At 71.5% G+C, this 12,263-nt stretch carries 14 protein-coding genes; 9 read left to right on the top strand and 5 right to left on the bottom strand.

Annotation, left to right across the window (positions count from 1 at the left end; all coding sequences use genetic code 11):
* Nucleotides 1-29 precede the first annotated feature (29 nt).
* The 4 genes from GC203_RS10885 to GC203_RS10870 form a co-directional block, all read right to left on the bottom strand.
* Nucleotides 30-1,634: a HAMP domain-containing methyl-accepting chemotaxis protein gene (locus GC203_RS10885; protein ID WP_293454174.1), complete on the bottom strand. Its 1,605-nt coding sequence runs from the start codon at nucleotides 1,632-1,634 to the stop codon at nucleotides 30-32.
* Nucleotides 1,635-1,643: 9 nt separating this feature from the next.
* The gene (locus GC203_RS10880; protein WP_293454172.1) at nucleotides 1,644-1,958 is read right to left on the bottom strand and encodes a hypothetical protein; all 315 of its coding nucleotides are present in this window, start codon (nucleotides 1,956-1,958) and stop codon (nucleotides 1,644-1,646) included.
* A 288-nt stretch (nucleotides 1,959-2,246) separates the two neighbouring features.
* Nucleotides 2,247-2,750 (bottom strand): YbjN domain-containing protein, encoded by a 504-nt coding sequence (locus GC203_RS10875; protein ID WP_293454170.1) that lies wholly within the window; start codon nucleotides 2,748-2,750, stop codon nucleotides 2,247-2,249.
* A gap of 140 nt (nucleotides 2,751-2,890) precedes the next feature.
* Nucleotides 2,891-3,142 carry an accessory factor UbiK family protein gene (locus GC203_RS10870; RefSeq protein ID WP_293454167.1) on the bottom strand — a complete coding sequence of 84 codons (252 nt, stop codon included), beginning with the start codon at nucleotides 3,140-3,142 and terminating at the stop codon, nucleotides 2,891-2,893.
* 114 nt (nucleotides 3,143-3,256) lie between these two features.
* Between GC203_RS10870 and lgt the strand changes: the two genes are divergently transcribed.
* The 8 genes from lgt (at nucleotide 3,257) to GC203_RS10830 (ending at nucleotide 10,299) form a co-directional block, all read left to right on the top strand.
* Nucleotides 3,257-4,153 (top strand): prolipoprotein diacylglyceryl transferase, encoded by an 897-nt coding sequence (lgt, locus tag GC203_RS10865; RefSeq protein ID WP_293454165.1) that lies wholly within the window; start codon nucleotides 3,257-3,259, stop codon nucleotides 4,151-4,153.
* Entirely contained in the window at nucleotides 4,150-5,205 is a 1,056-nt protein-coding gene (locus GC203_RS10860; RefSeq protein WP_293454164.1) for a class I SAM-dependent methyltransferase, read from the top strand. The genes lgt and GC203_RS10860 overlap by 4 nt, the downstream gene beginning before the upstream one ends.
* Complete coding sequence (gene pgeF / locus GC203_RS10855; protein ID WP_293454163.1) at nucleotides 5,206-5,970, top strand: peptidoglycan editing factor PgeF; 765 nt, start codon at nucleotides 5,206-5,208, stop codon at nucleotides 5,968-5,970.
* Between the two features lie 75 nt (nucleotides 5,971-6,045).
* Nucleotides 6,046-6,981, top strand: a complete 936-nt coding sequence (locus tag GC203_RS10850; protein ID WP_293454161.1) for a ribose-phosphate pyrophosphokinase — start codon at nucleotides 6,046-6,048, stop codon at nucleotides 6,979-6,981.
* 123 nt (nucleotides 6,982-7,104) lie between these two features.
* Nucleotides 7,105-8,154 carry a hypothetical protein gene (locus GC203_RS10845; protein ID WP_293454158.1) on the top strand — a complete coding sequence of 350 codons (1,050 nt, stop codon included), beginning with the start codon at nucleotides 7,105-7,107 and terminating at the stop codon, nucleotides 8,152-8,154.
* Nucleotides 8,155-8,287: 133 nt separating this feature from the next.
* Entirely contained in the window at nucleotides 8,288-8,905 is a 618-nt protein-coding gene (locus tag GC203_RS10840; RefSeq protein WP_293454155.1) for a 50S ribosomal protein L25/general stress protein Ctc, read from the top strand.
* Between the two features lie 27 nt (nucleotides 8,906-8,932).
* Nucleotides 8,933-9,553: an aminoacyl-tRNA hydrolase gene (gene pth, locus GC203_RS10835; protein ID WP_293454153.1), complete on the top strand. Its 621-nt coding sequence runs from the start codon at nucleotides 8,933-8,935 to the stop codon at nucleotides 9,551-9,553.
* Nucleotides 9,550-10,299, top strand: a complete 750-nt coding sequence (locus tag GC203_RS10830) for a tetratricopeptide repeat protein (protein ID WP_293454151.1) — start codon at nucleotides 9,550-9,552, stop codon at nucleotides 10,297-10,299. The genes pth and GC203_RS10830 overlap by 4 nt, the downstream gene beginning before the upstream one ends.
* An 18-nt stretch (nucleotides 10,300-10,317) precedes the next feature.
* Here the strand turns inward: GC203_RS10830 and GC203_RS10825 are convergent, their stop codons facing one another.
* Nucleotides 10,318-11,502 (bottom strand): TetR family transcriptional regulator, encoded by a 1,185-nt coding sequence (locus tag GC203_RS10825; protein WP_293454149.1) that lies wholly within the window; start codon nucleotides 11,500-11,502, stop codon nucleotides 10,318-10,320.
* Between the two features lie 218 nt (nucleotides 11,503-11,720).
* Here GC203_RS10825 and GC203_RS10820 point away from each other — a divergent pair.
* Nucleotides 11,721-12,263: TonB-dependent receptor (locus tag GC203_RS10820; protein ID WP_293454146.1), on the top strand; the 543-nt coding region annotated here is incomplete at its 3' end.

The raw sequence follows: 12,263 nt of genomic DNA, 5'->3' as shown, positions 1-12,263 counted from the left end.
GCGGCGGCGGCAAAACCCCGCAGCCGGGATCAGGCGGCCTTGCGCCGCCCCTCCGCCGCCACGGGCCCATCGCCCGCGCCCACCTGGAAGGCGGCGACCAGTTGCGTCAGCCGCTCGGCGTCGCCGGTCAGCGATTGGGCCGCCGCGGTGGCCTCCTCGACCATGGCGGCGTTCTGCTGGGTCATCTGGTCGAGACCGCCCACGGCGCTATTCACTTCCTTGAGGCCCGTCGCCTGCTGGTCGGCGGAGTTGGCGATCTCGGCGATCACCCCATTGATCTCGCCCACCTCGGACATGATCCGCTGCAGCGCCTCGCCGGTCCGGCCGACCAGATCCACCCCCTCGCCCACCTGGGCGGCCGAGTTTGCGATCAGGTCCTTGATCTCCTTGGCGGCCTCGGCCGAACGCTGGGCCAGGGCCCGGACCTCTGAGGCGACCACGGCGAAGCCCTTGCCGGCGTCGCCGGCCCGGGCGGCTTCCACCCCGGCGTTGAGCGCCAGCAGGTTGGTCTGGAACGCGATCTCGTCGATCACCCCGATGATCTGGCTGATCTGCTTGGACGAGCCTTCGATGGCGTTCATGGCGTCGATGGCCGCCTTGACCACCTGGCCCGACTCCTCGGCGTGGGTCCGCGCCGCGCCCACGACGCCGCGCGCGCGACCCGCGTCGCTGGCGGTGCGGCGGACGGCGCCGGTGATCTCGTCGAGCGCCGCGGCGGTCTGCTCCAGGGTCGCGGCCTGCCCTTCGGTGCGGCGCGACAGTTCGCCGGCCGCGCGGGCGATCTCGCCGATGCTGCCGCGCACGCCGGCGTTCACGGCGACAATGGTGCGCACCGTCGAGCCGAGCTGCTCGGCGGCGGCGTTGAAGTCGCGCTTCAACTGGCCATAGCGGTCAGGCACCTGGGCCGTGATGCGGTGGGAGAGGTCCCCGGCCGCGAGCCGCTCCAGCGCCTCAGCGAGCGCGGCGACGACCGCCTGGGCCTCGGCGTCGGACGCGCGTTGAAGGGTCGCGCGCTCCTCGGCGGCGGCGGCTTCGCCCGTGCGGGCGGCCTCGGCCTCGCGGCTGGCGGCCTCGGCCCGGTCACGCGCCTCGGAGGCGGCGGCGAGCGCCGTGGTCGAGCGCAGGAACATCGAGTTGATGCTGGCCCCCGCCCAGATCAGCACGCCGGCCTCGAGCAGCAGGATCACGGCGTGGATCAGGACGCGGCCGATGTCGCCCCCGCCCGGGAACACCGCCGCCGGCAGCACGAACGACAGCAGCAGGTGGTGGACCGCCACGACGGTCGTCGCCGCGGCGATCGCCCGCCAGTCACAGTAGCCGATGAGCATCGCCAGGCAGGCGAAGTAGGCCATGTGCATGTCGATCTGCCACGGATGGCCCGCGAAGGCGGCCACCTGGAGCGAGATCGAGGCCATCAGCGCCACGCTGGCGGTGACCCGCGCGACCGGCCCCTCGCCCGTCAGGCGCCGGACGATCGTGGCGCCCGCCGCCGCCCCGCTCGCGGCGAGCCCCAACGCCAGCCAGGCGCCGTGGGTGAAGGCCGCGCTGGCGCACACGATCGGCGCGAGCAGCCACAGGCACCAGAGGATGATCCGGTCGGTGAAGCGTCGCTGCTCGTCAATGGTCTCGAACACGTCGGTCTCTCAGTTGAGGCAGGCGGCTGTGCCCGCCGGCGAAACAGAAAACAGGGCCCCGGCCCGTCGAAGTCGCTGGGGCGCGCGACCTTCCGGGTCGCGGACGACGACGATGAAGGGAACCGCGCCCAGATCACGGACCGCGCCGGCCTCGCCGGCGGCGGCGAACACCCGGCCGCGGCTCCACCAGGGCGGGAAAACCCCGGCGGCCTCGTGCGGATCCGGCGGCGGAGCCCCGGTCACCACCAGCAGGACAGCCGACGACAAGCCGATCAGGCCGGAGACGGCCGAGCCGATAAGAATGTCGCGGTTGGGAACGCGCATGCGCGACCCATGGCGGGTGCGCGTTGCCGATTGCCTAACGGCGCCGGGGCCTATGTCTCGCGGGAGTTGTGGCCCGTCCGGGCCTGGCGCACGGCCGTCACCGACCACCACCCCAGGGTTGAGCTGACACCGCCCCGCGCTGCGATTTGCCGCAGGCCCGCGAGGCCGGGCGACTAGAGCCTTCCCGGATCAGGTGGGCCCACCTGATCCGGACGAGAAGGCTCGATCTTCAAGCATATGGAGCCCGTCCGGGCGGGTGAACCGATATCCACTTCACCCTGACGGGCTCTAGGCCTCGCCGACGGTCTCGAACATGCAGGCGGCGATGGCCTCCTGCGGGGTCTTGGCGCCGCGCAGCAGGAAGTCGTACGCCGGGAAGAAGCGGTCGGCGGCCTCGACGGCCACGTCGATCATCGCCGCGGCCTGGGCCAGGCTCGGCTGCTCGCCGGTCATCAGCGCCATGCCGTGGCGGAAGATGATCTCGCCTTCCTCCCACAGCTCGAAGTGGCCCAGCCAGACGCGGGGATTGATCGTACCGATCAGCTCAAGCGCCGTCTGGCGCTGGGCGCGCGGCACCACCAGGTCCATCGACAGGCAGAGCTGCAGCGTGTCGCCCTCGGGGCGCCAAGCGAACCACAGCTCGTAGTCCTTCCAGTCGCCGGCGAGGGTGAAGGCGAGATCGCCGTCCTCGGTCCGGTCGAAGGGCAGGTTTTCGGCGGTCAGAACGTGCTCGACCACGTCGAGCGGATCGTTCGTCAGGACGAGATTTTCATCGGTCTGCGAGGTGTCCATTACGACCCCTTATCGACTCGGACCGGGAACGGAACGCCGCCCTCGAATCGTCCGTGAAGTCGAACCTAAACTGTTTCTTGAGAGTTGTGTCAGCGCGTTCTTGTCGCGGGCGAGCCGCATTCGCGTCCCGTGCGCAGGGCCTAGGCCTTCGGCTTGGTCTTGCGCGCAGGCTTGGCCGGCGCCTTGAGCGCCTCCAGCTCGGCCCGAAGCGCGGCGACCTCGGCCTTCAGCGCGTCGTGGTCCTCGCGGCGGACCAGATCGAGCTCGGCCACCAGCCGGTCGCTCTGGCTGCGGAACGCCGCCTTGGCTTCCTCGCCGGCGGCCTGGGCCAGGCCCATGGCGGCGGTGGTCAGGCGGGCGATCTCGTCGAGGATCGGATTCTGGGTCTGCATTCCTTGGGTCTTTCGCGCGGGCGGGCCGCCACGCGCCCTATATGGCCTTTCGGGGGATGAAAGCGAAGGGCTTCTCGTCTAAGTCCCATCGCAGGTGCCGGAGCGGAGCCCGACGTGCAATTCCCCAACATCGACCCGATCCTCGTCCACATCGGGCCTTTCGCCATCCGCTGGTACGCCCTGGCCTACGTCGCGGGCATCCTCCTGGGGTGGCGATACGCCACAGGCCTGCTGCGCAACAAGAAGCTCTGGACGAACCGCCCCGCGCCCTTCTCGCCCGAGCAGATGGACGACCTGATCCTCTGGATCGCGCTGGGCGTGATCCTGGGCGGCCGCCTGGGGCACGTCATCTTCTACACGCCCGCCATGATCTGGCAGAACCCGATCGGCATCGTGAAGGTCTGGGAAGGCGGCATGAGCTTCCACGGGGGCGTCATCGGCGTCTCCATCGCGATGATCGCCTTCGCCTGGCGCAACAAGCTCGACCTGCTGCGCATGGCCGACGTGGTCTGCGCCGCCTATCCGATCGGCCACTTCCTCGGCCGCATCGCCAACTTCATCAACGGCGAGCTCTGGGGCCGCCCCACCGATCTGCCCTGGGGCATGGTGTTCTGCAACGAGCAGATCGTGAAGACCTACGGCTACTGCCCCGCCGGCTCCATGCCGCGCCATCCCAGCCAACTCTACGAGGCGGCCTTCGAGGGCCTGATCCTGTTCCTCATCCTGCGCTGGGCGACCCATGTGGCGAAGCTGGGCAACCGCCGCGGCGTGATCGTGGGCGTCTTCCTGGTCTTCTACGCCCTCTTCCGCATCGCCATCGAGAACGTGCGCGAGCCCGACGTCGGCATGCCGAACTTCCCCTTCGGCCTGACCATGGGGATGATCCTGTCGATCCCCATGATCTTCGGCGGCGCCTTCCTGATCTGGCGCGGCATGCGTGAGCCGATGCCCGCGGCCCTCCCCGCCGAGGAGGCCCCGCTCGCCGGCCAGCCCGCGCCCAAACAGGCGTGAGCGCCGGCCTCAAGGCGCGGCTGGCGGCCCAGATCGCCCAGACCGGGCCGCTGACGATCGCCCAGTACATGACCGCCTGCCTGCACGATCCGCAGGACGGCTACTACGCCACGCGGCCGGCGCTGGGGGCCGGCGGCGACTTCATCACCGCGCCCCTGGTCAGCCAGATGTTCGGCGAACTGATCGGCGTCTGGGCCGCCTCGGCCTGGCGGCTGATGGGCGAGCCCGATCCCTTCCTGCTGGTGGAGATGGGCCCGGGCGACGGCACGCTGATGGAGGACGTCCTGCGCGCCGGCCGCGCCCTCCCCGGCTTCCGCGAAGCCGCCGTGGTCTGGCTGGTCGAGACCTCCGGCCCGCTGCGGGACCTCCAGCGGCAGCGGCTGGGCGAGGCCGTGGCCTGGGCGGACTCCCTCGACGACGTCCCGGCGGGCCGGCCGATGCTGCTGATCGCCAACGAGCTCCTGGACTGCCTGCCCGCGCGCCAGTTCGTCCGCACCGCGACCGGCTGGATGGAGCAGGTGGTGGGCCTGGACCCGGACGGCGATCTCGCCTTCGGGCTGGTCCCGGCGTCAGCCGCGCCGCCCGACGCCCGCGACGGCGCGGTCTTCGAGGTCTCGGCGGCCCAGGAAGCCCTCGGCGCCCTCCTCGGCGAACGGCTCGTCCGCGACGGCGGCGCGGCCCTGCTGATCGACTACGGCCGCGACACGCCCGGCTTCGGCGACACGCTTCAGGCGCTCCGCCGCCATGAGAAGGTCGATCCCCTGGCCTGCCCCGGCGAGGCCGACCTCACGGTCCACGCCGACTTCCCCGCCGTGATGGCGGCCGCCGAGCGCGAGGGCGCCGAGTCCGCCATCTTTACCCAGGCCGCGTTCCTCGCCCGGCTCGGGATCGGCGAGCGCACCGAAGCCCTGGTCCGCGCCCGCCCCGACAAGGCCGCCGTGATCGGTCGCCAGCTCCACCGGCTGGTCGGCGGCGACCAGATGGGGGAACTCTTCAAGGCCTGCTGCGTCCACTCACCCGGCTGGGTCCCGCCTGCCTTCGAGGAAGCCTGAGTGCCTGAACTCCCCGTCCTGACCTCGCCGCTGCTCGACCTGCCGGGCGTGCGCCACGCGTTCTTCACGCGCCAGGGCGGCGTGTCGGAGGGAATCTACGCCAGCCTGAACGTCGGCCAGGGCTCGAACGACGATCCCGCCGCCGTGGCCGAGAACCGCCGGCGCGCCGCGGCCCATCTCGGCGGAACGCTGGTCACAGCCTATCAGGTGCACTCGGCCGAGGCGGTCGCCGTCACGGGCGCCTGGCCGGACCGACCGCCGGAGGTCGACGGCGTGGCCACCGCGACGCCGGGGGTGATCTGCGGCGCCCTGGCCGCCGACTGCGCCCCGATCCTGCTGGCCGACGCCGAGGCGCGGGTCGTGGGCGCCGCCCACGCCGGCTGGAAGGGCGCGCTCACCGGCGTCGCCGAAGCGGCCATCGCCAGGATGGAGGGCCTCGGCGCGCGGCGGGATCGGATCGTGGCCGCCGTCGGTCCTTGCATTGGCCCGGCCAGCTACGAGGTGGGCCTGGAATATGTGGCCCGCTTCACCGACGCCGATCCGGCCTACGCCCGCTTCTTCGGGCCGGGCGCCAACGACGAGAAGCGCCAGTTCGACCTGCCCGCCTTCGTGCTCGCGCGGCTGCGGGCCGCCGGAATCGCCGCCTGCGAGTGGATCGGCCGCGACACCTGCGCCGAGGCCGACCTGTTCTTCTCCAACCGGCGGGCGTTCAAGCAGGGCGAACCCGACTACGGCCGGCTGCTGTCGGCCATCGTCCTGCTCTAGCCGCGAGGGGTGGACTCGGGCGATGGCGCTGCATAGAAGCGCGCGCATCGCGACAATATGGTCCTGGGGGGTCCGATGAAGCTGCTGGCCGGCAACTCGAATCGCACTCTGGCGCAGGCCGTCGCCAGCCATCTCGACCTGCCGCTGACGCGGGCCCAGGTGAAGCGTTTCGCCGACAACGAGGTCTGGGTCACCATCGACGAGAACGTCCGCGGCGAGGACGTCTTCGTGCTGCAGTCCACCAGCTATCCGGCCAACGACCACCTGATGGAGCTGCTGATCTGCATCGATGCGCTGAAGCGCGCGTCGGCGCGGCGGATCACGGCGGTGATGCCCTACTTCGGCTATGCGCGGCAGGATCGGAAGACCGGCGGGCGCACGCCCATCTCGGCCAAGCTGGTGGCCAACCTCATCACCCGGGCCGGGGCCGACCGGGTGCTGACCATGGATCTGCACTCCGGCCAGATCCAGGGCTTCTTCGACATCCCCACCGACAACCTCCTGGCCGCGCCGCTGATCGCGGGCGACATCAAGGACAACTACGACAGGTCCAGCGAGCTGCTGATCGTCTCGCCCGACGTGGGCGGGGTCGTGCGCGCCCTGGCCGTGGCCAGCCGCCTCAACGCCGACCTGGCGATCGTCGACAAGCGCCGCCCGGCGCCCGGCAAGTCCGAGGTCGCCAACATCATCGGCGACGTCCAGGGCCGCCGCCTGATCCTCTATGACGACATCGTCGATTCGGCTGGCACCCTCTGCAACGCCGCCCAGTCGCTGATCGACGCCGGCGCGATCGAGGTCTCGGCCTACGTCATCCACGGGGTGCTCTCCGGGGCCGCCGTCGACCGGGTGAAGAACTCGGTGCTCAAGGAGCTGGTGATCAGCGATTCGATCGAGGCCTCCGACGAGGTGTCGGCCGAGCCCAAGATCCGCCGGGTCTCCTGCGCGCGGCTGGTGGCCGAGGCGATCCGCCGCATCGCCAACGAGGAGAGCGTGTCGAAGCTCTTCGACTGAGCGGCGCCCGCTGGCGCGATATCGGGCCGGCCCTGCTTGCCCAGATCGCGCGACGCCGGTTATGGCAGGGTGTTTCGGGGGCGGAACACGGAAGAACCACTCCACGCAGAGGGAGGCCGCCTGATGCCGCGTCGCGCACGACTGAAGCCCTGGATCGGGATCGCCCTCGCCGCCGCCGTGGCCGCCGCCTGCGCCGAGCCGCCGCCCGAGATCGCCCCGCCCCCGCCGCCTGCGCCGCCCAGCGTGGCCCTGTCGCCCAAGCTGGTGGAGCTGGCCAGCGCTTATCGGTTCTACATGGTCCGCGCCACGGCCATCACGCCGGACTTCGCCGACGGCGAAGGGGTGGCCAAGTCCCTGCGCGAGGGCGCCTCCTACGAGCCGGGCCAGCTGGTCCGCGGCGCCATCGCCTACGCCGCGGTGGCGGCCCTGCAGGACAAGACCTTCGTCGACGGCGTGCGCCAGTACGCCAAGGATCCGGCGACCCGTCAGCAGGTGACCTACGAACTGCTGAGCAACCCCCGCTACGTGCTCGGCCTGCCGGGCGTCGACAGCGCCGCCGGCCTCGTCGTCGCCGGCCTCGGCGGCCAGGCCCAGGCGCTCTACGACGAGGGCAAGGCGGTCAAGCAGTCGGCCTACGACCTCCAGCGTCAGGCCTGGTCGAAGAAGGACGTGATCGGCCGCGACGAACGCCTGGCCGGCGCCAAGTCGCTGTCGTCCTCGGCCATGGTCGGCGACGCCGGCGAGACCGCCCAGCTCATGCAGGCCTCGAGCGGCGCCCCGGTGCTCGGCCTCACCGCCTATCCCGTGGCCCAGCCCTATACGCCGACCGTCGTGCGCGGCCTCGCCATCGCCGCCCTGGCGGCCCTGGGCCAGGCGGGCGACGACCATCTCGAAACCGTGCTCGGCCTGATGGAAGAGCCGAATGTCGGCGGCTGCATGCGCTCGTCGAAGCTCAACCTCTATCAGTGCCTGGCGGTCGCGCGGCCGAACTACGAGGACATCTTCTGCCTGGGCCAGCACGCCATGATGGACACCGGGCGCTGCCTGATCCGCGCCTCGGGGCTGCCCGAGCCCTACGAGCCGCGCTTCGTGCCTACCCAGGAGTCGGTCGACAAGGGCTATCCGGCGAAGAAGAAAAAGCCCCCGGCGCGCAAGACCAAGAAGAAGAGCTGAACGCGCGCCAACGGCGCCGTTGCGCCCGCCGGGCGTTTTGTGTATCTACGCCCACCTTTCGGACCGGATCGGTCACAGGAATTCCGTCGCCGCGCGCGAGAGCCGCGCGGCGCCTTCGTTTTGAGGCAAGGCCATGGCCGAGATCGTTTTGAACGTCGAAGTGCGCGAAAAGACCGGAACGGGTAACGCGCGTGAAGTCCGTCGCGCCGGCAAGGTGCCGGGCGTCCTCTACGGCGGCGACAAGGACCCTGTCGCGATCGCGGTGAAGTCGAACGAGTTCCGCAAGGCGCTCTACACGGGCAAGCTGCTGGGCCACCTCGTGACCCTGAAGTACGGCAAGGAGACCCAGCCGGTGATCGCCAAGGCGGTCGACATGCATCCGGTCACCGATGAGCCGTGGCACTTCGACCTCTACCGGGTCGACGAGCACCAGCAGATCACCATCGACGTGCCGGTGCACTTCGCCCACCAGGAAACCGCCCCGGGCCTGAAGCGCGGCGGCAACCTCGCCGTGGTGCTGCACACCGTGGCCGTCTCCTGCTCGGCCGATTCGATCCCCGAGGAGATCGTGGTCGACCTGGAGGGCCTGGAGATCGGCGCCACGATCCGCGTCAGCGACCTGAAGCTGCCCGCCAAGGTCTCGACCGCCCTGGACCCGGAACTGGTCGTCGCCTCGATCGCCGGCTCCAAGACCGAGACCGCCGCCGAGGGTGAAGAAGGCGAAGCCGCCGAAGAGGCCGGCGAGGAATAATCCTCGCCCCTTTCGCGGGGGCCGCGCGTGCTCATCATCGCGGGGCTGGGGAATCCCGGCCAGACCTACGCCAAGAACCGCCACAACATCGGCTTCATGGCCGTTGACGAGATCGCGCGCCGCTGGGGCTTCTCCGCGGCGCGTTCGCGTTTCCGGGCTCTGGCCAGCGAAGGCGCCATCGAAACGCCGCAGGGCCCTGTCAGGACGCTCCTCCTGAAACCCCAGGGCTACTACAACGAAAGCGGCCGATCGGTCGGCGAGGCGCTGAAGTTCTTCAAGCTGCAGCCGTCGGACCTCGTCGTGTTCTACGACGAGATCGACCTCGCGCCGGGACGTTTCCGGATGAAGACGGGCGGCGGCGCGGCCGGCAACAACGGGGTGCGTTCCATCGTCGCCCAGGTCGGCCCCGACTTCCGCCGCGCCCGGCTGGGCACCGGTCACCCGGGCGACAAGGCGCTGGTGCACGGCCACGTGCTCTCCGATTTCCACAAGGCCGACCTGAAGTGGGTGGAGCCCCTGCTGCAGGCCTGCGCCGACGCCGCGCCCCTGCTGGCGGCGGGCGAGGACGACAAGTACCAGACCGAGGTCATGCGCCTCGCGCCCGCGGAGAAGGTCGATCCGCGCAAGCTGGCGAGGGACGGCTCATGAGCTTCCTCGGCGGCGGCCTCCTCTACCTCCTGCTCTCGCTGGCCATGGCGGTGCATGTGGTCCGCACGGGCCGCCCCTACTGGTGGCTGCTGATCATCCTGCTGCTGCCGTTCGGCTCGCTGATCTACGCCTTGGCGATCGTCGCCCCGGAACTGTTCGGCGGCGTGCGCGCCCAGCGCTTCGCCGCCGAGACCCGCGCCGTGCTCGATCCGGGGCGCGAATACCGCGAGGCGAAACGGGCGTGCGACGAGACGCCCACCGTGCGCAACCAGTCGCGCCTGGCCGCCGCCGCGGCGGGGCTTGGCCACCACGCCGAGGCCGAAGCCCTCTATCGCGAGGCCGCCCAGGGAGTGCACGCCGAGGACCCCTCGCTGCTGCTCGGCCGCGCCCAGGCGCTGCTCGAGTTGGGGCGTCCGGCCGAGGCGCTGGAGGTGCTCGACCTGATCCCCGGCGGCGAGACCGTCGATCCGTTCTCCCCGCCGGCCGTCCTGGCGCTGGCGCGCGCCTACGACGCCCTGGGCCGCACCGCCGAGGCCGAGGCCGCGTTCGTCGAGGCCTCCGAGCGCATGGCCGGGTTCGAGGGCCTGGCCCGTCACGCCGCCTTCCTCGCCCACACGGGCCGCACCGCCGAGGCGCGCGAGATGGTCGCCGACATGGACCGCCGCATCGGCAAGATCCCCGGTCCGCTGCGCGCCGAGGCGCGTCACTGGCGCGATCTCGCCGCCCGGGCGCTGTCCGCCGGCTGAGGCGCCCGCCCGGACCGCTCAGGCCGGGTCGGTGGAAATGCCAAAGAGGCGCGCGCCGGCCTGTTGGCCCGTCAGGTCCATGGTCGCCCGCCGCGCCTCGGGCGCCAGATGCAGGAGGTGTTCCTGCAGGCCCATTCCGAAGCAGGACCAGATGAACGCATCCAGCCGGTCGCAGGGCCCCGCGACATGGCGCGCCAGCCACGCCGCCGACGTCTGGCCCGACAGCCGGCGCAGGCTCAGCGCCACCGGCCGCAGGTCGTCGTTGCGCGCCCCGGCCAGGAACAGGGCGAGCATGGCCCCCACTTCCCAGCGCATCTCGCCCGCCGGACCGATCAGCGCGTCGCCCACGTCGCCCGCCCGCCGGTCGGCGTCGAGCGTCGCGTGGGAGATCCCGTCGCGGAGCTGGGTGAAGGCGGCATGGACGATGTCGGCCTTGGTCTCGAAGAAGTAGGTGGTCGAGGCCAGCGACAGGCCCGCCGCCTGGGCGACGCTGCGCAGCGTCACCGCGTGGAGGCCCCGCTCGCCGATCAACCGCAGCGCCGCGCCCACCAGGCGCTGGGCGCCGGCCGGCCGCTCCGGCAGCGTCCCCGGCGGGGTCGCGGCGGCGAGCCACGGGGTGGCGGCGGGCGTGGGCCGCCCATCGAGCCGTTCGGCCACCCGCAGCATCGCCGGCGACAGCCACAGCAGCGCCGGGGCCGGCGTCGTGTCGATCAGGGCGAACCGCGTGGCGGTCCGCGCCACGTGGCTCCAGACCAGCGCCGCGCCGTCGTCCCCGCCGAGGCGGCGCGCGGCCTCGGCCCAGAATCGGTCCTGCGCCGCGTGTTCGTCATGGATGGCGCGGGCGAGTTCGGCGGGCGCCTCGCCGGCCATCGGCTCGAACTCCAGCAGCGCCAGGCTCTCGCCGCGCTGGGCGAAAGCCAGGTCCGACACCGCCGCCACGACGAACGCCCAGGCCGGAGACCCCGCCGTGGCCTCCGCGAGCCGCCGCCGGCGCCAGGCCTCGCGCCGGCCCCGCAGGTTGCGGTGGACCTCGCCCAACAGCCCGTCGCGGCCGCCGAAATGGTAGTTCACCGCCGACGGGCTGGCGCCCGCGTGCTGGGCGAGCGCCCGGGCCGTCAGCGCCGACGGGCCGCCGTCGACGGTGATCGCGGTGGCCACCTCCACCAGGCGGTTCGACGCCATGTCGCTGCCGAGTGCGGACATCGCCCTCTTCTAGCCTGCGCCGCGCCGGCCGCGAAAGGGAACTGTACGACCGTTCGATGAAAACGCGGGCGCTCGCGCCCTCGGATTGGGCGCCCCTTCCGCATCAAGGGTAGATGGACCCGAAAGGGCCGGCCTTCATCCATTCATCACAGAAGCTTCGCGCTGTTCACACGTTCGAAACGTAAGCCTCCCGCCGATCCAAACGACGGGGGTTCTGAATGTTTCGGCTGGCTCACGCCACGCGCGGACGGCGCGCGGCCTTGTTTCTCGGCGCGGCGACCGCGCTGGTCCTGAACGTATCGGCCCGGGCGGCCGAGGCCGCCGACGACGAGGCCCGCTCCACCGGCCTGGCGGAAGTCGTCGTCACCGCCGAGAAGCGCGAGACCAACCTCCAGAAGACGCCCATCTCCATCTCGGTGGTCGGCGGGGAGCAATTGGCCGACCGCCACGTCCAGAGCCTGGAAGACCTGATGGACGGCGGCGTGCCGTCGCTGCGCATCGCGCCGTTCTTCTCGCGCAGTTCGGCCCTGACGGTCGGCATCCGCGGCATCGTGCCCTTCGACGCCAACCAGCCCAGCCGCGACGCCGGCGTCGGCGTCTACATCGACGGCGTCTACCTCGGCCGCTCGCAGGGCCTGGGCACGGCCCTGTTCGACATCGAGCGCATCGAGGTGCTGAAGGGCCCGCAGGGCACGCTGTTCGGCCGCAACTCCACCGGCGGCGCGGTCAGCATCGTCAGCCGCAAGCCCTCGGGCGACTTC

The organism is Phenylobacterium sp., assembly GCF_016124325.1.
Lineage (GTDB): Bacteria > Pseudomonadota > Alphaproteobacteria > Caulobacterales > Caulobacteraceae > Phenylobacterium.
Note: the sequence above shows the minus strand (reverse complement) of the source record. Positions and strands in the feature narration are given on the sequence as shown.